General features: G+C 66.6%; 26 protein-coding genes. 14 read left to right on the forward strand and 12 right to left on the reverse strand.

Annotation, left to right across the window (positions count from 1 at the left end; translation table 11 throughout):
• Positions 1-22: 22 nt before the first annotated feature.
• From yghU to DIS04_RS06840, 3 genes are all read left to right on the forward strand, one after another.
• Positions 23-886: a glutathione-dependent disulfide-bond oxidoreductase gene (gene yghU / locus DIS04_RS06830; protein ID WP_111413029.1), complete on the forward strand. Its 864-nt coding sequence runs from the start codon at positions 23-25 to the stop codon at positions 884-886.
• A complete protein-coding gene (locus tag DIS04_RS06835; RefSeq protein ID WP_111413030.1) occupies positions 887-1,342 on the forward strand; it encodes a GNAT family N-acetyltransferase in 456 nt (151 codons plus the stop codon).
• A 70-nt stretch (positions 1,343-1,412) separates the two neighbouring features.
• Entirely contained in the window at positions 1,413-1,754 is a 342-nt protein-coding gene (locus DIS04_RS06840; protein WP_111413031.1) for a zinc ribbon domain-containing protein YjdM, read from the forward strand.
• 55 nt (positions 1,755-1,809) lie between these two features.
• Here DIS04_RS06840 and DIS04_RS06845 read toward each other — a convergent pair whose 3' ends face one another.
• The gene (locus DIS04_RS06845) at positions 1,810-3,147 is read right to left on the reverse strand and encodes a tetratricopeptide repeat protein (RefSeq protein WP_111413032.1); all 1,338 of its coding nucleotides are present in this window, start codon (positions 3,145-3,147) and stop codon (positions 1,810-1,812) included.
• A 158-nt stretch (positions 3,148-3,305) separates the two neighbouring features.
• Between DIS04_RS06845 and DIS04_RS06850 the strand changes: the two genes are divergently transcribed.
• Positions 3,306-4,286 (forward strand): AraC family transcriptional regulator, encoded by a 981-nt coding sequence (locus DIS04_RS06850; protein WP_111413033.1) that lies wholly within the window; start codon positions 3,306-3,308, stop codon positions 4,284-4,286.
• A gap of 51 nt (positions 4,287-4,337) precedes the next feature.
• Here DIS04_RS06850 and DIS04_RS06855 read toward each other — a convergent pair whose 3' ends face one another.
• The 3 genes from DIS04_RS06855 to DIS04_RS06865 all read right to left on the reverse strand — a co-directional run bounded on the left by DIS04_RS06855 (position 4,338) and on the right by DIS04_RS06865 (position 6,180).
• Positions 4,338-4,577, reverse strand: a complete 240-nt coding sequence (locus DIS04_RS06855) for a hypothetical protein (RefSeq protein ID WP_111413034.1) — start codon at positions 4,575-4,577, stop codon at positions 4,338-4,340.
• 161 nt (positions 4,578-4,738) lie between these two features.
• On the reverse strand, positions 4,739-5,113 hold the full coding sequence (locus DIS04_RS06860) for a septal ring lytic transglycosylase RlpA family protein (RefSeq protein ID WP_111413035.1): 375 nt from the start codon (positions 5,111-5,113) through the stop codon (positions 4,739-4,741).
• Between the two features lie 227 nt (positions 5,114-5,340).
• Positions 5,341-6,180, reverse strand: coding sequence for a diguanylate cyclase (locus tag DIS04_RS06865; RefSeq protein WP_162623025.1), 840 nt, complete (start codon positions 6,178-6,180; stop codon positions 5,341-5,343).
• A 730-nt stretch (positions 6,181-6,910) separates the two neighbouring features.
• Between DIS04_RS06865 and DIS04_RS06870 the strand changes: the two genes are divergently transcribed.
• Both DIS04_RS06870 and DIS04_RS06875 read left to right on the forward strand, forming a co-directional pair.
• A complete protein-coding gene (locus tag DIS04_RS06870) occupies positions 6,911-7,300 on the forward strand; it encodes an HIT family protein (protein WP_111413037.1) in 390 nt (129 codons plus the stop codon).
• 168 nt (positions 7,301-7,468) lie between these two features.
• A complete protein-coding gene (locus tag DIS04_RS06875) occupies positions 7,469-7,897 on the forward strand; it encodes a nuclear transport factor 2 family protein (RefSeq protein ID WP_111413038.1) in 429 nt (142 codons plus the stop codon).
• 32 nt (positions 7,898-7,929) lie between these two features.
• Here DIS04_RS06875 and DIS04_RS06880 read toward each other — a convergent pair whose 3' ends face one another.
• From DIS04_RS06880 to DIS04_RS06900, 6 genes are all read right to left on the reverse strand, one after another.
• Complete coding sequence (locus DIS04_RS06880) at positions 7,930-9,237, reverse strand: glycerophosphodiester phosphodiesterase family protein (RefSeq protein WP_111413039.1); 1,308 nt, start codon at positions 9,235-9,237, stop codon at positions 7,930-7,932.
• A gap of 89 nt (positions 9,238-9,326) precedes the next feature.
• Positions 9,327-9,551: a hypothetical protein gene (locus DIS04_RS06885; RefSeq protein ID WP_179951233.1), complete on the reverse strand. Its 225-nt coding sequence runs from the start codon at positions 9,549-9,551 to the stop codon at positions 9,327-9,329.
• Positions 9,552-9,624: 73 nt separating this feature from the next.
• The gene (locus DIS04_RS20430) at positions 9,625-9,801 is read right to left on the reverse strand and encodes a hypothetical protein (RefSeq protein ID WP_162623026.1); all 177 of its coding nucleotides are present in this window, start codon (positions 9,799-9,801) and stop codon (positions 9,625-9,627) included.
• Positions 9,802-9,963: 162 nt separating this feature from the next.
• The gene (locus DIS04_RS06890; protein ID WP_111413040.1) at positions 9,964-10,275 is read right to left on the reverse strand and encodes a hypothetical protein; all 312 of its coding nucleotides are present in this window, start codon (positions 10,273-10,275) and stop codon (positions 9,964-9,966) included.
• 293 nt (positions 10,276-10,568) lie between these two features.
• Positions 10,569-11,567 carry an NADP-dependent oxidoreductase gene (locus DIS04_RS06895; RefSeq protein ID WP_111413041.1) on the reverse strand — a complete coding sequence of 333 codons (999 nt, stop codon included), beginning with the start codon at positions 11,565-11,567 and terminating at the stop codon, positions 10,569-10,571.
• Between the two features lie 42 nt (positions 11,568-11,609).
• Positions 11,610-11,921, reverse strand: a complete 312-nt coding sequence (locus DIS04_RS06900; protein ID WP_111413042.1) for a hypothetical protein — start codon at positions 11,919-11,921, stop codon at positions 11,610-11,612.
• Positions 11,922-12,193: 272 nt separating this feature from the next.
• Between DIS04_RS06900 and DIS04_RS06905 the strand changes: the two genes are divergently transcribed.
• Both DIS04_RS06905 and DIS04_RS06910 read left to right on the forward strand, forming a co-directional pair.
• Positions 12,194-14,875 (forward strand): AsmA family protein, encoded by a 2,682-nt coding sequence (locus DIS04_RS06905; RefSeq protein ID WP_162623027.1) that lies wholly within the window; start codon positions 12,194-12,196, stop codon positions 14,873-14,875.
• A 264-nt stretch (positions 14,876-15,139) separates the two neighbouring features.
• Positions 15,140-16,222, forward strand: a complete 1,083-nt coding sequence (locus DIS04_RS06910) for a GGDEF domain-containing protein (protein WP_162623028.1) — start codon at positions 15,140-15,142, stop codon at positions 16,220-16,222.
• A gap of 6 nt (positions 16,223-16,228) precedes the next feature.
• Here the strand turns inward: DIS04_RS06910 and DIS04_RS06915 are convergent, their stop codons facing one another.
• Both DIS04_RS06915 and DIS04_RS06920 read right to left on the reverse strand, forming a co-directional pair.
• A complete protein-coding gene (locus tag DIS04_RS06915) occupies positions 16,229-17,698 on the reverse strand; it encodes a dihydrolipoyl dehydrogenase (protein ID WP_111413045.1) in 1,470 nt (489 codons plus the stop codon).
• A gap of 94 nt (positions 17,699-17,792) precedes the next feature.
• A complete protein-coding gene (locus tag DIS04_RS06920; RefSeq protein ID WP_111413046.1) occupies positions 17,793-17,981 on the reverse strand; it encodes a DUF3008 family protein in 189 nt (62 codons plus the stop codon).
• A 351-nt stretch (positions 17,982-18,332) separates the two neighbouring features.
• On the opposite strand from DIS04_RS06920, the gene DIS04_RS06925 reads away from it, so the two are divergent.
• From DIS04_RS06925 to DIS04_RS06950, 6 genes are all read left to right on the forward strand, one after another.
• Positions 18,333-19,646 carry a putative bifunctional diguanylate cyclase/phosphodiesterase gene (locus DIS04_RS06925; protein WP_111413047.1) on the forward strand — a complete coding sequence of 438 codons (1,314 nt, stop codon included), beginning with the start codon at positions 18,333-18,335 and terminating at the stop codon, positions 19,644-19,646.
• A 76-nt stretch (positions 19,647-19,722) separates the two neighbouring features.
• Positions 19,723-19,920 carry a tautomerase family protein gene (locus tag DIS04_RS06930; protein WP_111413048.1) on the forward strand — a complete coding sequence of 66 codons (198 nt, stop codon included), beginning with the start codon at positions 19,723-19,725 and terminating at the stop codon, positions 19,918-19,920.
• 15 nt (positions 19,921-19,935) lie between these two features.
• The gene (locus tag DIS04_RS06935; protein WP_111413049.1) at positions 19,936-20,688 is read left to right on the forward strand and encodes a creatininase family protein; all 753 of its coding nucleotides are present in this window, start codon (positions 19,936-19,938) and stop codon (positions 20,686-20,688) included.
• Between the two features lie 257 nt (positions 20,689-20,945).
• The gene (locus tag DIS04_RS06940) at positions 20,946-21,404 is read left to right on the forward strand and encodes a hypothetical protein (RefSeq protein WP_111413050.1); all 459 of its coding nucleotides are present in this window, start codon (positions 20,946-20,948) and stop codon (positions 21,402-21,404) included.
• A gap of 96 nt (positions 21,405-21,500) precedes the next feature.
• Entirely contained in the window at positions 21,501-21,920 is a 420-nt protein-coding gene (locus DIS04_RS06945) for a phage holin family protein (protein ID WP_245904508.1), read from the forward strand.
• Positions 21,917-23,068, forward strand: coding sequence for a DUF3618 domain-containing protein (locus DIS04_RS06950; protein ID WP_111413052.1), 1,152 nt, complete (start codon positions 21,917-21,919; stop codon positions 23,066-23,068). The genes DIS04_RS06945 and DIS04_RS06950 overlap by 4 nt, the downstream gene beginning before the upstream one ends.
• The last annotated feature ends 54 nt before the right edge of the window (positions 23,069-23,122 follow it).

The raw sequence follows: 23,122 nt of genomic DNA on the forward strand, positions 1-23,122 counted from the left end.
CCTCCCCCCGACAGGAGTCGTCATGAGCCAGGAAAACGAGTACGTGCCGCCGAAGGTGTGGAAATGGGAGAAGGAAAGCGGTGGCCAGTTCGCCAATATCAACCGGCCCATCGCCGGCCCCACCCACGACAAGGCGCTGCCGGTCGGCAAGCATCCTCAGCAGCTCTACTCGCTGGCCACGCCCAATGGGGTCAAGGCCGGCATCATGCTCGAGGAACTGCTGGCGCTGGGCCACACGGGCGCCGAATACGATGCCTGGCTGATCCGGATCGGTGAGGGCGAACAGTTCGGCAGTGGCTTCGTCGAGGTCAATCCGAACTCCAAGATCCCGGCGCTGATGGACCACAGCACCACGCCGCCCACCCGGGTGTTCGAGTCGGGTTCGATCCTGCTCTACCTGGCCGAGAAGTTCGGCGAGTTGCTGCCCCGCGATCATGCCGGGCGAACCGAGACGCTGAACTGGCTGTTCTGGCAGATGGGCAGCGCACCCTACCTGGGCGGCGGCTTCGGCCACTTCTACGCCTACGCGCCGACCAAGATCGAGTACGCCATCGACCGCTTCGCCATGGAGGCCAAGCGACAGCTCGACGTGCTGGACCGGCGCCTGGCCGAGAGCCGCTACCTGGGTGGCGACGACTATACCATCGCCGATATCGCCAACTGGGCCTGGTACGGGCAACTGGCGCTGGATCGCGTCTACGATGCCGGCGAATTCCTGCAGGTGCAGGAGTACGAGAACGTGCAGCGCTGGGCCAGGGAGATCGACGCTCGCCCGGCGGTGCAGCGCGGGCGCATGGTCAACCGCACCTTCGGCCCCCAGGAGATGCAGCTGCACGAGCGCCACGACGCCAGCGACTTCGAGACGCAGACGCAGGACAAGCGCTAGGTGACGGTCATAGCGCCAAGGCGGTTGGAGCCTCGGGATCTGGAAGCCTGTGCGGCACTGTTCGCGCAGGTGTTCTCCGCGGAGCCCTGGAGTGAACCCTGGGGTGTCGATGGTGCGCTGGCACGACTGGCGCATTTTCATGAATCTCCCGGCTTCATGGGTATGCTGACGCTGAACGACCTGGGCGAGGCCATGGGTTTCGTGCTGGGTAACCTCGAGCCCTACCTGGAGTGCCATCTGTTCTACCTGAGGGAGATGTGTGTCGCCTCGCATCGGCAGGGCCAGGGTATCGGCTCGGCGCTCTACCGTGCCCTGGAACAGGAGTTGGCCACGCGTGACGTCAGGGCGGTCTATCTCGCCACGGGGCGGGAGATTCCCGCGGCGGAGTTCTACCAGGGTCTCGGCTTCCGCTGCAGTGAGAGCATGGCGTTCTATGCCAAGGGCTTGAAGGGCTAGGTGCCTGGTTGGACACACTCGGGGCGCTCTGGCATGCTTCGCGCCTTCGAAATCCGCCCAAGAGAAGCCCATGAGCGCCTTGCCGAACTGCCCCGCCTGCCAATCCGAGTACACCTACGAAATGGCCGACATGTACGCCTGCCCCGAGTGCGGCCATGAGTGGTCGGGCCTGGCGGAAGCCGGCGAGGCCGGCGGCGAGAAGGTGGTGCGCGATGCCAACGGCAACGAGTTGCAGGATGGCGACAGCGTCACCGTGGTCAAGGACCTCAAGGTCAAGGGCACCTCCTCGGTGGTCAAGGTGGGCACCAAGGTGAAGGGCATTCGCCTGGTGGAGGGCGACCACGACATCGACTGCAAGATCGACGGCTTCGGGCCGATGAAGCTGAAGTCGGAGTTCGTCAAGAAGGCGTAGGCGTCGAGGCGCGGGGCGAGATGCCGGGCGCCCCCTCGAGGCGCCCGGCGATCGATCAGGCGACCTGCCGCGCTTTGTCACCCAGGGCAGTCGCCCGGCTCAGGAAGGCGCGGTTCAGGGGGCTGAATGGCTTGATGGCGAGGCGCTCCTGCGCCAGCCCCTGGGCCACGTCGCGATAACCGCCGCGCAGGGCGGCTTCGGTCAGGGTCCAGTCGATGATGTCACGCTGGGCGTGGCTGCCGCCGAAGCCGTTGGCGATGAAGCGCGCCGGGTACAGGCGCTCCAAGGCCGTGCCGTAGTCGCCGCGCCAGAAAGCCGTGAATCCCTCCACCAGCGGCAGGCCGATCTGCCTGGCCCAGACGCTTGCCTCCCGGCGTGTCTCATCGGCCTTGAGGGCAGTCAGCAGACGCTCCACCTGATCGTGGCGGCCCGCTCCGAGATAGGCCATGACCGCGTGCCAGTCGTTGAACGGATAGAGGCGTCCGTCGGCGTGCAGGTCCCAGCAGGCGGCCAGTTCCTGCCAGCGCGAGCCGACCTCCTGGCCGGTCAGTTGCAAACGCCAGAGCAAGGCCGAGGCATCCACCATATCCAGCGCCATGGTGCTGGTACCTTGGCGGATGGGGCCGTCGTAGAGTGCCAGCGCCTGCTCGGTCTGGCCCAGGTCGAGATGGCACAGGGCCAGGTGCCACCAGTTGTGAACCTGGAAGAAGTTGTCGTCGCCCGCCCAGTGAGGCTCACGGGCGAGCATCCAGCCGATGCCATCCTCGGCGCGGCCCTGCATCTCCATGACATGGGCGACGGCATGGTGCGCCCAGCAGTCCAGCGGCTGCCTGGCCAGGGCGTCACGGCCGGTCACCTCGGCCTGGGCATAGGCGCCGGTCTCCTCCAGCCCGAAGGCATACAGGCCCAGCACGATGGAGTAGCCTGGAATCTCGGGCGACCAGTGGGGCAGCACTCGGGCGATGCGATCGCGCAGGTTACGGGCGTTGGCCCGGTAGAAGTCGACAAGGTGGCCGGCCTGCAGCGCCAGCAGATCCCGCGGGTAGCGCATGTTGTGCCGGTCCAGGGCGATCGCGCCGGCACTCCACTCGCCGGCCAGCAGGGGGGCGAGGGCGGCGACGAGGGAGGCTTCCCGGTCGTTCAGGCGGCATGACGCGACGGCCGTCACGTCGGCCCTGGCCGCTGCGGCGGCCTCGGGCTCGGTGGCCAGCGTGAACAGATAGGCCCGGAAGATCCGCGCCATGGCGAAATCGGGGGCCGCCTCGATGGCCTGGTCCAGCGGTGTCACGGGGTCGCCGCGGTAGAGGTTGAAGGCCTCGACAGCACGAGAGTAGAGGTTCAGGGCTTCTGCGTTGGCACCGGACAGGGTATTGCCTTGGCGGTCGGTCAGCATTGTCGTTGTTGCTCCACATTCCAGCGTTTCGTCGGGGGAATGGCGCCGGCCGTTTGCCCGGCGCCATGCTGCTAAACTACTGGCAGGCGCGGCGGAGGATAATGGGCGAGGCGCCGGACTTCTTGTCCGAACCGCCGCCATCACCGGAGCAATGGCCGATGGAGGCTTCTCTTGACGTGCTGCGCACGATCCGCCTGACAGGGGGCATCTTCCTCGATGCGGAATTCACTGCCCCGTGGTGCGTCGCCGCGAGGGTCGCCCCGGAAGACTGCCACCCGTTCTCGCCGCTGCCCAAGGGGATCATTGCCTACCATTACGTCAGCGCTGGCCAATTGCTGCTGCGCGTGGGCGACGGGGTGCCGGTGGCGGTCACGGCAGGGCACCTGGTGGTGCTGCCGCGTAACGATCCGCACGTGCTGGGCAGCAGCCTGGATTGTCCTCCCGTGAGTGCCGAAGGCCTCATGCAGGCCACGGTCGAGAGCGGTGTCGCCCGGATCGTGCATGGCGGGGAAGGGGAGGCGACGCGAGTCTGGTGCGGCTTCCTGCTCAGCGATACGACGACCGATCCGCTCATCGGCATGCTGCCCAGCGTGATGACGCTGGATGTGGCGCAGGGCGTTGCGGGGCCGTGGATCGAGAGCTCCTTCCGCTTGGCGGCCAGCGAGCTGGCGACGGGCGAAGTGCGTTCTCCGGCGCTGCTGTCACGCCTGGCGGAGCTGCTCTTCATCGAGGCCGTCCAGTGCTACTTCGCAAGCCTGCCGGCGGAACAGCGCAACTGGCTGGGCGGGCTTCGCAATCCCTTCGTCAGCCGAGCGTTGGGTCTGCTGCACGACCAACCGTCCCGTCACTGGACCACCGAGGTACTGGCACGAGAGGTGGGTCTGTCGCGCTCGGCTTTCGCCGAACGCTTCACCGAGCTGGTCGGTGCGCCACCCATGCGTTACCTGGCCGGGTTACGCATGCAGTTGGCGGCGCGCCGCCTGAGGGAATCGCGGGACACCATCGGCAAGGTGGCCGAGGAGAGCGGATACGAGTCTGAGGCCTCCTTCACCAAGGCGTTCAAGCGCGCCTTCGGGTCACCCCCGGCAGCATGGAGAAGGGAGCGGCAGGAGGCCGGGCAGGCGATTGCCCCCGAGTGAGGCGCAGGCTGCATATCGAATCTCCGCCTGCCTTGCCTTCCTCACGACAGATCAGTCGATATCAAGCTCGTCGGCCGCTTCCTGGGCTATCAGCGCATCGGCCAGTGCCCGCGAAGCAAGGGCGAACTCCACGCGGGCTGCGCTCAGGGCGCTCAGATCCTTGCACGCCCCGTCGCCCTCCAGGCGGTCGAGCTGTATCTTGGCCATGACCAAGCGCTTGCATAGCACTTCGTTGAGGCGTGGCGCTACCGCTTCGCCGGGAATATCCCCCGGAATACTCAGCATATTCATCATCACGTTCCCCCCTGCGTCTTTCGGAAACCACAAGCGTCGCGATGCCCCTCGCCGAGCGCTTGAACGCATTATCGGCAAAGGACGAGGGAACTGAAGGGGGGGCGCAGGGGCACGTACCATGCCGCGCTGCCGTCGTGAGGCGGGGCGGCAAGAGCGCGTTATCGCACGGTGACCATGACCGGAGCCGTGCCACGCCTCAGCATGCCGAGTTCGCTGGCGGCTCGCTTGGAGAGATCGATGATGCGCCCCTGGACATAGGGACCGCGGTCGTTGATCAGCACTTCCACTTCCTGGCCCGTGTCCGCCCGGGTAACGAGCACCTTGGTGCCCAGGGGCAGGCTGGGGTGGGCGGCCGTCATGGCCTGCTGGTCGAAGGGAGCACCACTGGCGGTGATGGCGCCCTGCAGACTGTCGCTGTAGAAGGAGGCGATGCCTTCCTGGACTTCGGCCTCGTGGGCCAGGGCATTGGCGGCGGATACCGCGAACAATCCTGCCAGGCAACAAGCGAGCAGCTTCTTGAGTCTAGCTCCCATGGTATTACCTCAGGTTATCGTGTGGCGGGTATCGCTTTCATCGATGAGGTGCCGGTGAGCGTTTGGGATAGTACCTGCCATGGCCGTGTTGGGCAACCAAAGTCGCTTCTCGTTCGTAGAAGAAGCCGGCGCGTTGGGCGGCGTTGGGCGCTGATCTCGCTGCAGGGTCTCGCCGGGACGGGCGACCTGGGGGGGCGACCTGGGGCGGTGCCGCGGATGGCGGCCCCTCAGATGCCCTGGGCGCGGTGGGTCCAGGCCCGTGGCTCTTCTTCCTGGGAGATGAGCCGCAGGTTCGGTACGGTTGCCGTGCGATTGCGTCCGCTCTCCTTTGCTGCATACAGGCCTTCATCGGCCTGTTTCACCAGCGCCGAGCGGTTGGCATTGCGCACCGGCAGCATCGAGGAGACGCCGATGCTGACGGTCACGCGCTCCGCCACGGGGGAGGCCGCAAAGGGAAGGGCGCGTTCCGCCAGCATGGCATGGATACGTTCGGCCATGCGCACGGCGCCCTCCAGGCTGGTGTGCGGCATCAGCACCGCCATTTCTTCGCCGCCATAGCGGGCCACCATGTCGCCCGGGCGCGCGGCGGCGGCGCGAAGCACGTCGGCCACTCCACGCAGGCAGGTGTCGCCGGCCTGGTGACCGTAGGAGTCGTTGAAACGCTTGAAGCAGTCGATGTCGATCATCAGCAGGCTGAGGGGTTGGCGCTCGCGTGCGGCACGGCGCCACTCCAGCTTCAGCACCCGCTCGAACTCACGGCGGTTGGCGATGCCCAGCAGACCGTCGCTGGCGGCCTGCTGGGCCAGCTTGGCATTCTGGGCTGCGAGACGCTCGCGCTCCTGCACGAGCCGGGCTTCGCGTGAGCGATAGAAACGGTGCATCGGCAGCATGAAGCCGGCCAGCGCGAGGACGATGCCGCTGGCGAAGCCGGCCAGCGCGATGCCGGAAGGCAGCAGGCTCGCGGCCATGTCGGCAAGGGAAGCGGCTGCGTTGGGGAAGAGCGCGGCCTGCTCGGACACAAAGCCGTTGAGGGAAAGGGCGGCGTCGAGTAGCAGGGCAACTGCCACTGCACCAGTCGCAAGGGTGGTCCAACTGCTCAGTGGAGACTTGGGCTTCGTATGCATGGCGATCGTCTCGTTCCTGGGCCGTTCGGGCAATGCCCGAGACAAGGTTGTGACTCTGGCCAGCTGGCGCTCGCGGCATCCGTGCGTCTTGCTGTGCAGTGCGGCTAAAAAAAGGGCCGCAGAGCGGCCCAAGTACGCAGGGAACTAAAGGATAGTGCTAACTCATCGCAAGAGCGTGCCTTAGGCCGGTGGAAGCAGATGCAACCTGCTTGCCGGGGTCCAGTCCGCATCGCGTCGCTCCGTGACGCTGCAAGCGCCTAGGTGACGAGCGGTGACCCATGTTGCGTTGCCTCTCGTCAATCTTGCCACTGCCATTAAGTAAGCGAGAACAGTGCCATCTTTTCTCGATTCGTTTAAAAAACAGTGTTTTAGTAATGCTTTCGTGCCATGCGGGAGGCAGCCCGGGGGAAAAGGGGGCCTCCCCAGGGGAGAAAATGTTGGCAATAGGAGACGCTAAACGAGCGTTTTCCTATAAATACAATAAAATCAATGATTTGAATGTCGCATTTCTGCGACAGATAGTGCGACGGTGCCCCTCCCGGTGGACTGGAAAGGCAGGTGGCTTCGAATTTGCCGACAGGTGCCTGATGCGGAAGGAGGCTGGACCGGCGGCGTCGCTCAGGCGAGACTGCCTGCGTAACCCTCTTGCCTCCAACTGACAGGGAGAAGCGAAATGGCCAGTGTCTTCAGTCGTATCATCCATGGCGAGCTGCCCGGCGAGTTCGTCTGGTCCGACGAGCAGTGCGTGGCCATCATGACCCTCAACCCCATGAAGCCAGGTCACTTGCTGGTGATCCCCCGGGAGGAGATCGACCACTGGGACGACATGCCGGCCGCGCTGAGCGCACACCTCATGGCGGTGTCGCAGAAACTGGCGAAGGCCCTCAAGCGCAGCTTCCCCTGCGCGCGGGTGGGGATGATGATCGTCGGCCTCGAGGTCCCCCATGTGCATCTGCATCTGGTACCGATCGATGCGATGCAGGATATCCGCCTCGAAGGATTGCCCAGGGCGCAACCCGAGGTGCTGGCGGAACATGCCGATCGCATCCGTGGGGCGCTCTAGCCCGGTCGGCACTGCGCGCCGCGGCCTCGACGTAGGCCATGGCTTACAGACTTTGGCGCCGATGTCTGATGGTACTTCCGTGACGCTGGTCTAGTATGGATATCTTCCTAAGCCAGCTGAATCCACGGCGGGCGGTACCCGTCCAAGAGCAGGGCACATGGAGGGCACATGGAGGGCACGGTGCACGAAAAGCTGCTGGAGACACGGCGGCAATGGTATGCCGCCTACATCGACGGGAACGTCGGGCGGCTGGATCACCTGCAACGCGACGATTTCGTGCTGATCGATGAAACGGGCCTGCGGGGCAAGCTGGACCAGCTCGGCGGGATCGCCGAAGCCGTCGCGGCCGACCGATGGTTTGCTCGCCATAGCCAGGCAGAGGACCTGATCCTCAAGCTGGTGCCTCTGGGCGAGGCCGTATCGGTCTACGGCCATGGGCGCATCGTCGATGGCGACCGGGCGCGCTTCAGTCTCAACTTCAGCGAACTATGGCAGCAGGAAGACGGGGAGTGGCGGGTGCGGTCGTTGCACTTCACCAGGACCGCCACCCCGGCAGACTGGCAACGCAACTGGCCGAAGGGTCGACCGACAGGCTGATCGCCGTGCGACCTGCCTGCCGGCCATGGCGTTCAGCCGCGCCGTGCCAGGCAGTTGGCGTAGAGGCTCACGGTGGCCGGCCAGTCGCTGAAGACGCCGATCACGCCGACATCCTGAACCAGCGCATCCAGGGTGATCAGCTTGTCGCCGTCGCGGCGGATCACGTCCTCCGTGGTCTGGTGATACCACTCGCCGCCGTCGGCCAGGGGGCCGGAGCGCTCGAGGGTCCAGGTGATCAGTTCGAGCCCCGCCTCGCTGGCGCGCTCGGCGTAGGTGGAAGGCACCAGGCGATGGTCGGCTTCGCCGAAGTCCGGGTTGGCGGCAAGCAGCATCCAGGTCGGCGGTGCCAGGATACGCACGCCACTCTCCGCCAGCTCTTCCATGCTCGGCGACCAGGTGTCGGGGGCGGTATGGTCGAAGCCTTCGTCGTCGTAGCGCCCGTCCAGATAGACCGCCTGCTCGCCGAACTCGGGTTCGTTCTCGATCCAGTAGCGCACGTCGGCAAGATTGAAGGACTGAGCGTAGACGTCCCCCGGGGAGACGTCGGCGGCCTTGTATTCGTCGATCATCTTCTGCGCATACGCCTCCTGGCTCATGCCGTTGAACGGCATCTCCACTTCGGGCGCCTTGAGTTCCGGCGTCATCTTCACGCCGAGCTCCTTGAACAGGGCGATGCTCTCGGCATGGCTCATCAGGGTGCCGCGCGTGGCGTAGAGGTCGCTGCGCCACGCCGGGTTGCCGTCCAGGTACGCCTCGAGGCTGCGCGCTTCCTGATCGGCGCCCTCCATGGTGCCGCGCAGCGTGCGGAACTCGGCCAGGGTGATGTCGCTGGTGCAGCAGCGGATTTCGGCGGCATTGGTCAGCTCGCCGCTGTCGGGGTCGGCCTCGGGAGGCACGCTGCACTTTGCTGCGAGCTCGGTCTCGACGATGTTGGTGGTGGTATGCAGGTCGCACTGGGAGTGGCGGCATACCAGCTCGTTGTCGCTGGTGAAGGTCACGTCGCACTCCATGATGCCCGCGCCGCCCTGGGCCCCGGCCAGGTACGATTCGAGGGTGTGCTCGGGAAACTGCAGCGGCGCGCCACGATGGGCGATGACGAGGTCCGAGGCCTGCCAGTCGGTGTGTCGCGCCGCGCATTCGAGCAGGTCGGCCTTGAGCTCGCGTTCGTGCTCGGTTTCGGTGCTCATGTCGTTGACCAGGAACAGCGGTCGCGGGCCGAGCGTGACCTGGCCGGCGGCTTCCACCAGGGCGTTGTCCCAAGCCGGGGCGGGCGCCTGGGCCAGTGCCGCACCGGCGGCCAGCAGGCCCAGGCAGGCCAGGGAGGGGAGTGTCTTGTTCATTGGGTGTCTCGCTCTTCTTCCTTGTTGGCGTGAGCCCCCGAGCGGCGCCAAGGGCCAGGTTTGAGCGTAGCCAGGCGAAGCGTAACGGGCTAGCGCTGCGTGACTGCCAGGCGTGCCGCCAGGGCGAGGAATCCCGCCGCAGACGCGCCGACGCCGTAGACGATAAACACCGCAAATGTCATCAGCATGAAGGCGAGGCTCAGCTCGAGCATTTGTCCCAGTGGAGGCGCGTCGGCCTCGACGAACTGCGGCAGGAAGGCGAGGAGGAGCAGGGTCAGCTTGGGATCGAGCAGCTTGAGCAGTTGGAACGCCATGGCGCTCGCCGTCGTGTGGCGGTCCTGACGTTCGAACGATCGACCCGAAGGGGGCGAAGACAGGTTGGCAAGATCAGTCCGGCTCGTGTCGGACCGCTGCGGCGCAGGCAGTGACCTGACTCTCGAGATAGTGCCGCAGTTCGAGATAGTGCCGCAGTGCCTCGTGAGCGGCCTGTAGTTGATTGGCCTGGAGTGCCCAGAAGCGCAGCACGTCGTCATCGTAGGATGGGGAAACGTGGTTCGGTGTCATGGGGTGGCCCTCCGGTAGGACTACACCACTAGCGTAGACGCTTCTTGCTGCAACGCAGCATGAAATTTGTAACCGAAACCGTGAAGGCCGCTTCCAATGCAAATCACCCCATCGGCACGACCGAGTGGGGTGATGATCAAGGGGGCGATGAGCGGGGCTTCGTCAGCGCTGCGGATGCTTCTCGAAAAGTTCGGCCTTGGCCTCGCGCATGACATCCTCGCAGGCCGCCTGATGGGCGAGTTGGGTCAGCAGGCTCTGGGTCACGGCGAAACCCTTGCCTAGGCAGGTGTCCACCTCTTCGCGGCTCAGGTGGGGAGTCACGTCGTAGTCGATCTTGATCGTTCTGCCACTTCCGTCCAGCTTGTCGGCGAGGCTGCGAATGAACCAGGCAAGGCGCTCGCGCCAGCCTCCAGTCTCTTCCATGCCTTCGTTGACGCTGAACGAGCACCGCCACTCAGGTTTGTAGACTCGCATGAGTACCTCCTGCACTGGCTTGAGTTAGGAATGATCGATCGTGATGTTCGGCTCCGCTTCTTCGACAGGACTACTCGCGCAGCATATCAAACTTGTACTGGACCTTCACGGACTGTGCTGCTTCGCTACGCTGATGCGTTTCGGTGAGTCGCCGCGAGGGGTAGCCCGGAGCGGCGTTCAAGTCTCCTATCGGCACAGCAGGCAAAAACCTGAGCGGTTTACGCAGCGAGGGGGCAAAAGCCAAGCGGGGCAGGGTAACCTTTCAGAGGGCTTCGGTAACCTTCAGAAGCTTGTCACAGGCGCACCAGCATCTTGCCTCGATTGGCCCCTTCGAAAAGCTTGAGGAAGGCATCGGGGGTGCGCTCAAGCCCCTCCTCGACGGTTTCCTCGTAGTCGATCTCGCCGCGGGCGACACGTGGGCCGACCTCCTCCAGGAAATGGGGGTATTCGGTCCAATGGTCGGAGACCACGAAGCCCTGCATGCGGGCGCGCTGGACCAGCAGGTTGGCCAGGTTGCCCGGGCCGCGGTCGGGTGCCTCGCTGTTGTAGCGCGAGATCAGCCCGCAGAGGGAAATGCAGGCGCCGACCTTCAAGTTGTCCAGCGCCGCCTCCAGGCACTCGCCGCCGACGTTCTCGAAGTAGACGTCGTAGCCCTCGGGGCAGGCCTCCTCGAGGTCGGCGGCGAGCTGCCGAGCCCCCTTGCCCCGGTAGCTCACCGCTGCAACATCGTGCTGTTCCAGCCATGCGAGCTTGTCCTCCGCGCCGGCGATGCCGACCACGGTGCCGCCCTTGGCCTTGGCCAGCTGCACGGCGAGCGACCCCACGGCGCCGCCGGCGGCGCTGACCAGCACGTTGTCGCCTTCGCGCAGGTTGGCGATGCGGTGGAGTCCCGTCCAGGCGGTCATCCCCGGCATGCCGAGCACGCCCAGGTAGGCCTGGTCGGGGACATCCATGTCGGGCAGGGGCTCGATCACGTCGCCCTTGAGCTGGGCGACATCGCGCCACCCCGCCATATGGCGCACCTTGTCGCCTGACTTGAAGCGGGCATGCCGAGACTCGACCACCTCGCCGATGGCGGCGCCCTCCATGGGGGCGTTCAGCTCGAACGGGGCGACATAGGTCTTGACGCCGCTCATGCGGCCCCGCATGTAGGGGTCTACCGAGAGCCAGCGGTTGCGAATGCGTACCTCGCCCTCTTCCAAGGCGGGCAGCGCCTGCTGACGAAGCTCAAACAGCTCTCTGGGCGGCGCCCCATTCGGGTAGTCGCGAAGGGTGAAATAACGTGACTGCATGTCGGCTCCTTGACGTGCGTGCATCCTGCCTGGCGGTCGTCGTCAGCGCGGCGGCCCCTGCTCGAAGAGTTCGGCCTTGGCGTCGCGCATCACATCTTCGCACGCCGCCTGCTGTGCCAGCTGGTTGAGCAGCGAGTGGGTGACCTCGAAGCCCTTGACCAGGCAGGTATCGATCTCCTCGGCGGTCACGGCGGGCTCGACATTGCACTCGATCGTCACCGTGCGGCCCTTGCCGTCGAGCCTGTCGGCCCAGCGTCGAACCCGCCAGGCGAGCCTGGTGCGCCAGCCGGCCGAGGCCCCGGCGGCTTCGTTCACGGTGAAGGTGCAGTGCCATTCCGGCTTGTAGATTTTCATACGAACCTCCCGTTCCGGCTGGGAACATCCCGCTGTCTCTCCTTGTTTACCGTGGGTAACGGTCGAGACGTCCATGCTTCCAGCATAGAAGCTTTAGCGGCCTGGGGCAGGTTAGCGAATGTGAAGGCTTGCTAAGGGAGCGCTGCGCGCCGCCATCCTCTCGCTGTCGGTCAGCCCGCGGTGAGCGAGTGCTTACGGGGGCGGATTGGACCGGGATCGCATCTCTGTCCATGGTTAGGGCACGGGTCAACCCACTGCCCAGGGATGGAATGGTGAACAAGGTCGCGCGACGAATCGTCATGGCGATGGGAGCGGCGCTGCTGCTATCGGCGGCGCTGGCGCTGTTCCTGGAGTCCGGCTGGTTTCGTGGTTGGCTGGAGGAGCAGGCCAGCGCACAACTGGAGCGTGAGGTGAGAATCGGCCATCACGCCATCGACTGGGGGCTGCCGCTGACCCTCCGGCTCGACGACGTGCGCGTGGCCAACGCGCCGTGGGCCGACGACCCCATGGCTCGCGTCCACGAGCTGACGGTGACGCTGGACGTGGGGGCCCTGCTGCAACGCGAGATCGAACTCGAGCGGGTCGCCATCGATGGGCCCGAAATGCTGCTGCAGCGCCGTGAGGACGGCACTACCAACATCGACGACCTGATCGACGAGGAGCCCACCGAGGAGCAGGAACTCGCGCTCTGGCCCGAGGCGTTCGTCGTCGAACGCGGCCGGCTGGGCTATCGCGATGCGGGACGGGACGTCGACCTCGAGATCGCCTTCGAAACCCCCGACGACCCTTCCGGCGAGAGCCCCGACGAGCTGCGCCTGGACCTCGACGGCGAAGGCCGCGCCCAGGGCGATCCGGTCGGCTTCCAGGGGCGGCTGCGCTTGGCGCCGGAGGCGCGACGTGGCGCCATCGAGGGGCTCCAGGGGCGTATCGGCGACAGCCGCCTGGAGGGACGCCTGGCGCTGGACCTGGGGCGCACGACGCCCTGGCTGGGCGCCGAACTGGAGGCCGATGCCCTCGACCTCGACCGCTGGGGGCTGTTCGAGGAGCGCGAGGCGGCCGGGGACGCACCGCAGCAGGCCGGTGCGCCGCCGGCGTGGGATCGCGGCGTCGCCCGGGCGCTGGAAGGCCTGGCGGCCTACGAGGCCGACCTCGACCTGGCGCTCGGGCGCCTGCGCTACGCCGGGCAGACCCTGCACGACCTGGCCGTCGAGGCGACCCTCGAAGCGGGGCGGCTCTCCATCGCGCGGCTGCAGGCGCTGCAGCAGCTCGACGAGGAACAGCCGCGGGCGCTGAATGCCCAGGGCTGGCTCGAGGTGGAGGAGCAGCGCCTGATGGCCGACCTGCAGGCGCAGCTCGACCGCATCGACCTGACCGCGGCGCTCGCCCCGTTCGGGCTCGGCCAGTTGGGGACGCTGGATGGCGACCTGAATACCCGCGTGGTCGACGGCGGGCTGCTGTTCGAGAATACCGCGCTGGACTACCGCGCTCCCCACTGGGGCCTGGCGCTCTCGTTCACCGCCGACTCCCATGCGCGGGAGGAGGGACAGCGAGTGCATCTGGTCGGCGAGGGCAGCTACGAGCAGGAGCCCTTCGCCTTCGACCTGCAGGTGGGGCCGCTGCTCGATCTGGCCCGGCCCGACAGGCCCTATCCCGTCGCCGGCGAGCTGGCCAGCGGCGATACCCGGCTGTGGATCGACGGCAGCGCGGTGCAGCCCTTCGCCTTGGAATCGCTGGAGGGCAGCGCCCGCCTCGAAGGGCCGAGCCCCGCGGAGCTGACCGAGCTGACCGGCATCAACCTGCCCGAACTGCCCCCCTATCGGGTCAGCGGTTACCTGAACTACCGGGACGACCGGCTCGACATCGACGAGCTCGACGGAAGCTTCGGCGACAGCGACGTGAGCGGCGAGGTGCACCTGCACTTCGGCGACAGGCCCAGGCTGCGGGCGACGCTGGCCTCGCGACAGCTGGAGGCGGACGACCTGCTGCCCATGCTGGGCATGTCGCCGGAGACCGGCGCGGACGAGACGGCCTCGGCCGAGCAGGAGCAGTGGGACGCGGAGGAGCGTCGCGCCGGGCGGCTGTTTCCCGACCGCGAGTGGAACCTCGAGGCGCTGCGCAACACCGACATCGTGCTCGACTATGAGGCCGGCAACGTGCAGGCCGAGCATGTCCCGTTCGAGGAGCTGTCGCTCGCCCTGGAGCTGGAGCAGGGGGTGATGCGGGTCGACCCGCTGCGGGTCGGGATCGGCGATGGCCAGCTCAGCGCTTCCTGGATGATGGACGCACGGCGCGCGGCACTGGAGGGCGACCTGCGGCTGGCCCTCGAGCAGGTCAACCTCAGCGCCCTGCTCGACGAGGCCGGCCTGCCCGAGGTGGCTCGCGACACCTTGGGGGTGATAGGCGGTCGCGGCGACTTCCGCTATCACGGACGTTCCATGCACGAAGTCATGGCCGGGCTCGATGGCGAGCTGGAGCTGGCCATGTCCCAGGGCTGGCTGGACATCATTGCCGCCGAACTGCTGCCGCTCAACGTGGCCAACGCGCTGGTGGCGGCGCTCGCCGGGGAGGATCAGGTCCAGCTGGAGTGCACCTACCTGCGTTTCGCCGCCGCCGACGGCCTGGCCGACCTGGACCAGTTCTTCATGGCCACCGAGATCGCCCACTTCGAGGGCGCCGGTGCCATCAACCTGGCCAGCGAGCGGATGGACCTGGCGTTCCAGGGACACAACCTGGAGCCCACCCTGTTCACCGGCAATTCGCCGGTGGAGCTGAAGGGAGCGCTGCGCGAACCGGAAGTGAACGTCATCACCGAGGAGCTGATGGCGCGTGGCGCGCTGTCGCTGCTGGGCGCCGTGGTTGCGCCGCCCCTGGCGATCCTGCCCTGGGTCGACCCGGGCGGCGGCGAGCAGGTCGGCATGGGCTGCGAGCAGGCGCTGGAGGAGTTCGAGGAGTGAGCCCCTGGCCAGGCTCATTCCCGCCCTCGGGCGCGTGACCGCTGGCATGGCACGCAGTGCGCCTCTTTAGTGGAATTCACCTTTAAACGCAACGGTGCGATACCCTGTGCCTGCTCTCTTCTGAGGTCGCCTGGGCCATCAGGGCATCGTTTATCGGGTGAGGTGTGAATGAACAGGCCAGAGCGGGTCCTGGTGGAGAACCAGCTTCTCCCGGACGAGGTTGATCCACCGAAAGGCACCCTCCGCCGGTTCTGGCGCGACCTCATGACATCCGGCGGTCGCACCGTCGAGAGCTGCCCCGACTTCTTGCGCATCATCCTGCTCAACCTGTTGCAGAGTGCCGGTGTCCTGGCCTGGGGCCTGTTCCTGCTGCTGATGCTGATCGGCATACTGGAGCCCACCCCGGCTCGCCTGTTCATCGATGCCCTGGGGCTGGTGATAGCCCTGGGGGTGATCATCGGCCTGCGCCGTGGCATGTCGGTCACGCTGGCGGCACAGGTGACCCATGCGTTCCTCTTCCTGGGCCTGCTGGGGCTATCGTTCACCCGGGCGCAGAACCCGCTGACGATGACCCTGCCGTTGGTCTATCCCGCCCTGGCCTTCCTGCTGCTCGACGACATTCGTCGCGGGCTCGCCGGGACCCTGCTGATGACGGCGGGGCTCAACATCCTGCTCTCCTCGGGCTTCGGTCCCCACCTGCGCGACAGCGGCATGCTGCTCGACGGTGCCTTGACCATTACCCTGGTGATGGTGTTCCAGGCCGCGGTCATGGCGCTCTACGTGCATCATCGCAAGCAGTCTATCGCCATGCTGCGGGCCGTCAGCGTGCAGCTCAACGAGCTGGCCAGCCACGACCCGTTGACGGGCCTCCACAACCGCCGCACCTTCATCGAGGTACTCGAACGCGAACTGGCGCGGCGCGACGACGACCCACGACAGCTGGCTTTCCTGCTGTTCGATGTCGATCGCTTCAAGGCTTACAACGACGCCTACGGGCATCCCCAGGGCGACGAACTGCTCAAGCGTCTCGCCGATACCACCTCGCGCGTCTTTTCCCGCGGTGAGGATGTGGTGTTTCGCCTCGGTGGCGAGGAGTTCGGTGTGGTGTTCCACACGGAAACCCCGCAGCAGGCCGCCGAAATGACCGACCGGTTGCTGGCCGCCGTGGAAGCCATGGGCGAGCCGGCTCCCGCTGGACCCCACGCCAGCGTCTCCGTCTCCGCCGGGCTCTATCTGGTGGCCAAGGGGCGCGACACCAATGCCAACCTGATCTACGGGCGAGCCGACCAGGCCCTCTATCGGGCCAAGGAAGTGGGCCGGGCGCGCTGGCTGCACGCCTCGCCGTGAGCCGGCCTAGCCCCCGGGGCCATACTCGAGGCAGCGCTCGGTCATGGCCGGCCCCTGCAGCAGCGCCCTGCTGAGGTCGCGCAGGGCGCTGCGCAGTCCCTCCTCCAGCACCGGGTGGTAGTAGGGCATCTCCAGCATGCGCTCCACGCCCATCTTCTGCTCCAGCGCCCAGGCCAGCAGGTGCGCGATATGCTCCACCCGCGGGCCGAACAGCTCGGCGCCGAGAAACTGGCCGGAACCGTGCTCGGCGTAGAGCCGCATCAGGCCCCGGTTCCGGCCCATCACCACCGCCCGCCCCTGGTCCTCGAAGCTGGCTCCGCCTTCGGCGACAGCCTCGCAGCCGAAGCGCCGGGCCGCTTCGTCGCGGCTCAGCCCCACCGTGGCCATCTGCGGGTCGGTGAAGACGATCGACAGCGGCGTGTTGCGTCGGCCGGCGCGGCGCTCGGGATAGCGGGCGGCGTTGTGCCCGGCGATCCGCCCCTGCTGGTTCGCCTCGTGCAGCAGCGGCAGCTCCTGATTGGCGTCGCCGGCGATGAACACATGGCTCGCGGCGTTCTCGTCGTCGGCGCGGCGGCACTGCATGGTGAAGCGGTTGTAGCGCGGCACGCCCTTGTCGTCCAGGGCCAGGCCGGCGTTGTGCAGGTCGAGTCGGTCGATATTGGGGCGCCGCCCGGTGGCGGCCAGCAGATAGTCGAAGCGCTCGGTCAGGCGACGCCCGCTGCCGCGCTCGAGGAAGGTGACGACGACCTGGTCGCCGTCGCGCTCGATGCCCTCGACCTTGGCCGCCGGGTCGAGGTAGAACTCGTCGCTGAAGGTGCGCTCGGCGTAGTCGCGCAACGCCGGGTCGCGGAACGGCCCGAGCGAACCGCTGTTGCCGAACAGGCGCAGCCGCACGCCCAGGCGAGCGAGCGCCTGGCCGAGTTCCAGGCCGACGATGCCGGGACCGAACACGGCCACCGAATCGGGTAGCGCTTCCCACTCGAACACGGCCTCGCTGTCGACCAGGCGATCGCCGGCGGGGGCGAAGGTCTTCGGCCAGTGGGGGCGTGAGCCGGTCGCGATGACGATGGCTCGAGCATGCAGGCGCAGGTCGTCGCCGACGCGCAGGGTATGGGGATCCTCGAAGCGGGCATGGCCCGAGAGGCGGTTGTCGGGCTCGATGCGCTGCATGGAGTCGAGCACGCTGGCGACGAAGGCGTCGCGGTGGCGCCTGACCCGGGCCATGACATCGCGGCCGTTGATCGCCACGCCTGTGGCCTCGATGCCGAAGCCGGCGGCCTCGCGGACCGTATGGGCCGACTCGGCGGCGGCGATCAGCAGCTTGGAAGGCATGCAGCCCACCCGAGCGCAGGTGGTACCGAGTTCGCCGCCCTCGATGAGGACGACCCGGTCACGGTACTGCCTGGCCACCTGCAAGGCACTCAGGCCGGCCGTGCCGGCCCCGATCACGGCGATGTCGACGTCTCGCTCCTGCATGGCTTGTCCCCCGGCGCATTGGCATGGCTCGAATGGCCCGCCATGCCTGAAGCCTAGACGCTAGGGGCAGGCAGCGGTCAATCCTGAAACGGCATCACGACTTGCGATTGTGAGCGGGCTTGTCCTTGCGGCTGGTCGAGGCCATTTTCTCCAGCTCCTTTTCGTCCATGGATTCGTACATCTGCTTCGATGCACCCTCGAGTTCGCTGACCTTCTTCTCGCCGCGCTTGGCGGCAAGGGCGGCACCGGCCGCCATCTGCTGGGCTTCCGATTTGGCAGGCATGGTCGGTCTCCTTCTCAACGATACGAAGTGCTTCCAGCGATTTGCTTGCCTACAGTCAACAAGCTAGACCGTGGTTCAGAAGCCTGCCGTTTCAGTATGTTACGAATATCTGGGAGGTGTAATAAGGAAAACGCCGTTCTCGAACCCGATGACCTGAAGTGCAAATGAAACATGCCTAAAGTACGTCTTCTCGATCTTCAAAATCGGCTTTGACGAGGTCCGGTTTGCATGATATTTGAAGATGAATATGGATAACTACAAAGCCCCTGGCGTGAGTGCAGTCGATTTCAAGGGACCACGATAAACGTCTCGAACAGTTCGTCGCATCCCGTGGGTGGGGAAGGGAGTCTCATGCGCCAGTTTGCCATTCAGGGCCGCTCCCAGGAGCCGGCCATCCAGTCCTCCCATGATGACGTCACGGGCCTCGCCACACGCCGCCACGCCGAGCAGCGACTGGCCTACCAGCTGGCACGTGCCGCCGAGCAGGGCACGAAGGTCGCCGTGCTGCACATCGACATCGATCGCCTGAAGGAGGTCAACCACTCGCTGGGCAGGCCCGTGGGCGATGCCTGCCTGCGCCGGGTTGCCCAGCGGGTCAGCGAGGTCGTCGATGTCCGGGGCAGCGTCAGCCGGCTCGACAGTGACGAGATGATGGCCGTGCTGCCCGACGTGGCCGGCATGGAGACGGTCGCGCCTGTCGTCGAACGGCTGCTGGAGCGCACCCGCCAGCCTATCGAGCTCTCCGGGCGCACCCTCTTTGCCAGTTGCTGTATCGGCGTGGCGCTGTACCCCGACCATGGCGGCACTGTCACCGAGCTGATGCGACACGCCAACCTGGCCCGGCGCAAGGCCCAGGCCAGGGGCAGCATGCGCCACTGCGTCTTCTCTCCCGACATGCTCGAGGATGGCCCCGACCGCGTGACGCTGCGCTGCGAGTTGCGCGATGCCTTGCCCCGGGGCGAGATGGCGCTGCGCTACCGCCCCGTGATCTGTGCCCGCAGTGGCCAGGTGGTGGCGGTGTCGGCCCAGCCGCGCTGGTGCTCGTCGCGCTTCGGCGTGCTCGAGGCGGGCCGCTGGTGGCCGGCCGCCCGAGACAACGACCAACTGCACGACATCTGCGCCTGGGTGCTGGCCAGGGCCTGCCGTCATGCTTGCTCCTGGTACGAGGCCGGCTCCGGGCTGCGCGTGGTGGTCGGCATGCCGGGCGAAGTCGTGGCGGGTGACATGCTGGCCGAGCGTGTCCGCGAGGTGCTCGCCGACAGCGGCCTGCCCCCGGGGCTGCTCGAGATCGAACTGACCGAGGGCGGGCTGATGCAGGATCCCGAGCACGCCTGCACGGTGCTCGAGCGGCTCAAGGCGGCGGGAGTGCAGCTCTCCATCGCTGGCTTCGGCAAGGGGCCCTCCATCCTCGGGCACCTGGGCCAGTTTCCCATCGACACCCTGAAGCTCGATGCGCTGTTCATCGACGACTGCCTCGACAACCCGCGTCGCCAGGCGGTCATTCGCTCGGTCATCGGCATGGCCCACGAGCTGGGGGTGCGCGTGGCGGCGAGCGAGATCGGGTCGCGCCAGCAGGCCGACTTCCTGCGCGAGCAGGGCTGCGATCTGCTGCAGGGCAGCCTGTGGTCGCGCATGGAGTACAGCGATCAAGCTCCTGAGGAGTAGCGCAGGCGTGCAGCATGAGGTTGCCGTCATGCCGCTTTGGCCTGACTATGGTCTCTGATCACCCCAGGAGAACACCATGCCCATCGTCACGATTCAGCAGTCCCCGCGCTCGGTGGAGATGAAGCGCGAACTGGCACGTCGTATCACGGATGCGTTCGTCACGACCTATGGCGTCCGGGAAGAGGCGGTACAGATCTTCTTCGCGGAAACCGACCACGAGAACTGGGCCAAGGCGGGCGAGCTGGCCTGCGATCGGAGCGGCGGACAGGGCTGAACACGAGGAGGCGACATGCGGCTGCAGCACGTTACCTGGCAGGAGGTCGAGGCCTACCTGCAGCGCGATACCGGCATCATCGTGCCGATCGGTTCCACCGAGCAGCACGGCCCCAACGGCCTGGTAGGGACCGACGCCATCTGCCCCGAGACGATCGCCTGGGAAATCGGCGAGCGTCATGGGGTGCTGGTGGCGCCGACCCAGAACCTGGGCATGGCGCAGCACCACCTGGCGTTTCCCGGCACCATCAGCCTGCGTCCCAGCACGCTGATGGCGGTGCTGCGGGACACGGTGCTCTCGCTCTCGCGACACGGCTTCACGCATGTGTTCTTCCTCAACGGCCACGGCGGCAACATCGCGTCGCTGAGTGCGGCCTTCGCCGAGATTTACGCCGAGCGCAGCCTGGGCGATGCGCCGCCGCCCGCCGGCGAGCTGCACCTGACCACCAACAACTGGTTCGCCGGCCCCCGGGTGCGCGAGCTGGCCGAATCGCTCTACGGCGATGCCGAGGGAACGCACGCCACCGCCTCGGAGGTCGCCCTCTCCTGGTTTGCCAGGCCCGAGGCGCAGAAACAGGTCGCCATGTCGCCGCGTATCGCCCCCCGCGGCAGTGCCCAGTGCGACGCCGACGAGTTTCGTCGTCGCTTCCCCGATGGCCGCATGGGATCCGACCCGTCGCTCGCCACCCGCGAGCATGGCGAGCGTTTCCTCGAAGCCGGCGTGGCCGACGTATGGGAGGCGTATCGGGCGTTTACCCGCTCCGGCTAGCGCTGCCAATTTCAGCGCTGCAGGCGCTCGTGATTCTCACCTCTTGTAGCGAGACGTTTTAGAGCAAAAAGTAACCCTTCTTGACGCTAATTTACTCTGGAAGCGTGCCTGATCGTGGCAACGAACCGGCGCGAATTGACAGGCCTCCCACGCGTACTATTTTGCGAGTGTCAGCCAAGTTTCGAGTCTCGATTGGACTGGTTGCATGGTGCCCCTTTTCGGGCAGTGATGACACAAGCGATACATGGAGGTGGCGAATGAGCGATACCCAAAGCCGCGCGAGTTCGGAAGCAAGCGCTGGCCACGAGAGTAACCGGCACGGCATCGACCCCGAGGAGATCCGCCACCAGGCGGAGGAGACCCGCGACGAGCTGCGCGAGGCGGCAAGAATGCAGGCCGAGAGCCTGCTGGATCGGCAGAAGGCGGCCGCCGCCGAGCAGGCCGAAAGGGTCTCCACGGTGCTGCACAAGATGGCCGATGAGTTCGAGCGTCAGGAGCAGCCCTACTTTTCCGGCTGCGTCAACGAACTGGCCAGGCGTTCCGACAGCTTTTCCCGCACCCTGCGCGAGCGCGACCTGGAAACCTTGGTCGAGCAGACCCGTCACTACACCCGCCAGCACCCGGCGCTGTTCATGGGTGGGGCGATCGCCGCTGGCTTCATGCTGTCGCGCTTCATGCGCAGCTCCAGCCGGAGCAGCGATGCCACCCGCCATTGAGTCGCGGCATCCAGGACGAAGGCGTCGGTTTTCGTCGAGCGATGCCTTGCCGAGAGTTGCAAAGGAGGCGACACCCTCATGGAAGCGGAAAACAGAATGCGTACGGGAGAGTCCTCGATAGGTTCTCTCTTCTCCAATCTGGCACGTGAAGTGTCCGCACTGGTGCGCAAGGAGACCGAACTCGCCAAGGCCGAAATGGGTGAGAAGACCAGCCAGGCGATGAGCGCCCTGGCGTCGATCGCCGTGGCCGGGGCGGTGCTCCTGTGCGGTTTCCTGGTGCTGCTCGCCGCAGCAGTCTTCGGGCTCAATACCGTGCTTCCTCCCGAAACCACCCCCTGGCTGTCGGCGCTCATCGTCGGCGGGGTCGTGACCCTGATCGGCTTCATCATGCTGCAGGCGGGGCGCAACAGGCTAAAGCAGGAAAACCTGATGCCGACGCGCACCATGGCTAGCCTGAGGCGCGACAAGGCATTGACCCAGGAGCATGAAGAGGCGGTCAAGGAGGAGTTGAGATGAGCCACCATGACCGGCGCACCTCGGACGAGATCGAACACGAGATTCATCAGACGCGCGCGCGGCTGGATGAGACCCTTCACGAGATCGAAGAGAAATTCTCTCCCCAAAGGCTTATGAATACGACCTACGACTACCTCCGCCACGGCGGTGCAGAAAGCGCTTTCTCCTCGCTGGGCAGGACGATCCGCGAGAACCCGCTACCCGTCATGGTGACCGGCATCGGCCTGGGCTGGCTGCTGCTGGCCCAGCGCAACCCTGACCCAGGCTACGATGACCCGGAGGCCTATGCGGGCGGCTACCCCGGGGCGACGCTGCCCGCCACGCGCATGCCCGACGGGGGCGATTGGGGGAGCGGCACCGTCAGCGGTGCCGGTACCACGACCCTGGGGCATGATCCCGCCGCGCTGGGCGCCACGCCGCAGCACGGATCCTCGGAGCATGGCCATGGCAGCGGCATGACGCAGAAGGCGCAGCAGATGGCCGGCAGCATGAAGGAGCGTGCACAGCACATGGGCAGCCAGGTACGAGACCGCGCCCATCACGTCAGCGATCAGGTGCGGGACCGCGCCCAGCACATGAGCGGACAGGTGCGCGATCGTACCTCACGGCTGCGGGAACGCCAGAGCGCCTCCCTGCAGGGGGTCAGCCATCGCGCCCGCGATGCCGGCGCCCAGACCAGCCACTTCGTCCAGGACCACCCCCTGGTGGCCGGCGCCCTCGGGGTCGCTATGGGGGCCGTGCTCGGCAGCCTGTTGTCGCCGACGCGCGCCGAGCAACGCCACCTGGGCGAAATGCGCGACCGGGCCCTGCAGCGTGCCGAGGAAGCGGGGCGGGAGCAGCTCGAACGGGCCGAGGAGAAGGTCCATGACACTGCGGAGAGGCTGAAGGAGGAGGCGCGTGCGGCGCAGTCGTCGAACTCGTCGAGTTACGTGGAGAACCCCTCGAGCGAGCAGCGCTATGCCAAGGCCGGCTCGACCACGCCCGGCGCCGGCGCGAATTCCGCACGGGACTCGGCGGCAGGGAAGGGCGGTACCGGCACCGGCGGCACGACGAGCGGCACGGGGGCGGGGACAACTGGCTCGCCGACACCGGGCGTCTCCGGCTCGAAACCCGGCGATGGCGGTTCCACGCCGCCACGTGGTGCCTGACAGGTCCGGTTGGTAAGCCCAATGTGACGAACCCGCGCCGCGCCCGATCGGGCG

The sequence above is a fragment of the Billgrantia lactosivorans genome (genome assembly GCF_003254665.1).
GTDB classification, from domain to species: domain Bacteria; phylum Pseudomonadota; class Gammaproteobacteria; order Pseudomonadales; family Halomonadaceae; genus Halomonas; species Halomonas lactosivorans.

Bases quoted from the DNA above. Each gene is read 5' to 3' on its own strand.
- DIS04_RS06900 (WP_111413042.1), bottom strand. From the start codon at position 11,921: ATGAAAATCTACAAGCCGGAATGGCACTGCACCTTCACCGTGAACGAA.
- DIS04_RS06850 (WP_111413033.1), top strand. From the start codon at position 3,306: ATGGAGGCTTCTCTTGACGTGCTGCGCACGATCCGCCTGACAGGGGGC.
- DIS04_RS06895 (WP_111413041.1), bottom strand. From the start codon at position 11,567: ATGCAGTCACGTTATTTCACCCTTCGCGACTACCCGAATGGGGCGCCG.
- DIS04_RS06890 (WP_111413040.1), bottom strand. From the start codon at position 10,275: ATGCGAGTCTACAAACCTGAGTGGCGGTGCTCGTTCAGCGTCAACGAA.
- DIS04_RS06925 (WP_111413047.1), top strand. From the start codon at position 18,333: ATGCGCCAGTTTGCCATTCAGGGCCGCTCCCAGGAGCCGGCCATCCAG.
- DIS04_RS06840 (WP_111413031.1), top strand. From the start codon at position 1,413: ATGAGCGCCTTGCCGAACTGCCCCGCCTGCCAATCCGAGTACACCTAC.
- DIS04_RS06880 (WP_111413039.1), bottom strand. From the start codon at position 9,237: ATGAACAAGACACTCCCCTCCCTGGCCTGCCTGGGCCTGCTGGCCGCC.
- DIS04_RS06870 (WP_111413037.1), top strand. From the start codon at position 6,911: ATGGCCAGTGTCTTCAGTCGTATCATCCATGGCGAGCTGCCCGGCGAG.
- DIS04_RS06920 (WP_111413046.1), bottom strand. From the start codon at position 17,981: ATGCCTGCCAAATCGGAAGCCCAGCAGATGGCGGCCGGTGCCGCCCTT.
- DIS04_RS06945 (WP_245904508.1), top strand. From the start codon at position 21,501: ATGCGTACGGGAGAGTCCTCGATAGGTTCTCTCTTCTCCAATCTGGCA.
- DIS04_RS20430 (WP_162623026.1), bottom strand. From the start codon at position 9,801: ATGACACCGAACCACGTTTCCCCATCCTACGATGACGACGTGCTGCGC.
- yghU (WP_111413029.1), top strand. From the start codon at position 23: ATGAGCCAGGAAAACGAGTACGTGCCGCCGAAGGTGTGGAAATGGGAG.
- DIS04_RS06855 (WP_111413034.1), bottom strand. From the start codon at position 4,577: ATGAATATGCTGAGTATTCCGGGGGATATTCCCGGCGAAGCGGTAGCG.
- DIS04_RS06875 (WP_111413038.1), top strand. From the start codon at position 7,469: ATGGAGGGCACGGTGCACGAAAAGCTGCTGGAGACACGGCGGCAATGG.
- DIS04_RS06860 (WP_111413035.1), bottom strand. From the start codon at position 5,113: ATGGGAGCTAGACTCAAGAAGCTGCTCGCTTGTTGCCTGGCAGGATTG.
- DIS04_RS06915 (WP_111413045.1), bottom strand. From the start codon at position 17,698: ATGCAGGAGCGAGACGTCGACATCGCCGTGATCGGGGCCGGCACGGCC.
- DIS04_RS06910 (WP_162623028.1), top strand. From the start codon at position 15,140: ATGACATCCGGCGGTCGCACCGTCGAGAGCTGCCCCGACTTCTTGCGC.
- DIS04_RS06930 (WP_111413048.1), top strand. From the start codon at position 19,723: ATGCCCATCGTCACGATTCAGCAGTCCCCGCGCTCGGTGGAGATGAAG.
- DIS04_RS06845 (WP_111413032.1), bottom strand. From the start codon at position 3,147: ATGCTGACCGACCGCCAAGGCAATACCCTGTCCGGTGCCAACGCAGAA.
- DIS04_RS06940 (WP_111413050.1), top strand. From the start codon at position 20,946: ATGAGCGATACCCAAAGCCGCGCGAGTTCGGAAGCAAGCGCTGGCCAC.
- DIS04_RS06885 (WP_179951233.1), bottom strand. From the start codon at position 9,551: ATGGCGTTCCAACTGCTCAAGCTGCTCGATCCCAAGCTGACCCTGCTC.
- DIS04_RS06935 (WP_111413049.1), top strand. From the start codon at position 19,936: ATGCGGCTGCAGCACGTTACCTGGCAGGAGGTCGAGGCCTACCTGCAG.
- DIS04_RS06950 (WP_111413052.1), top strand. From the start codon at position 21,917: ATGAGCCACCATGACCGGCGCACCTCGGACGAGATCGAACACGAGATT.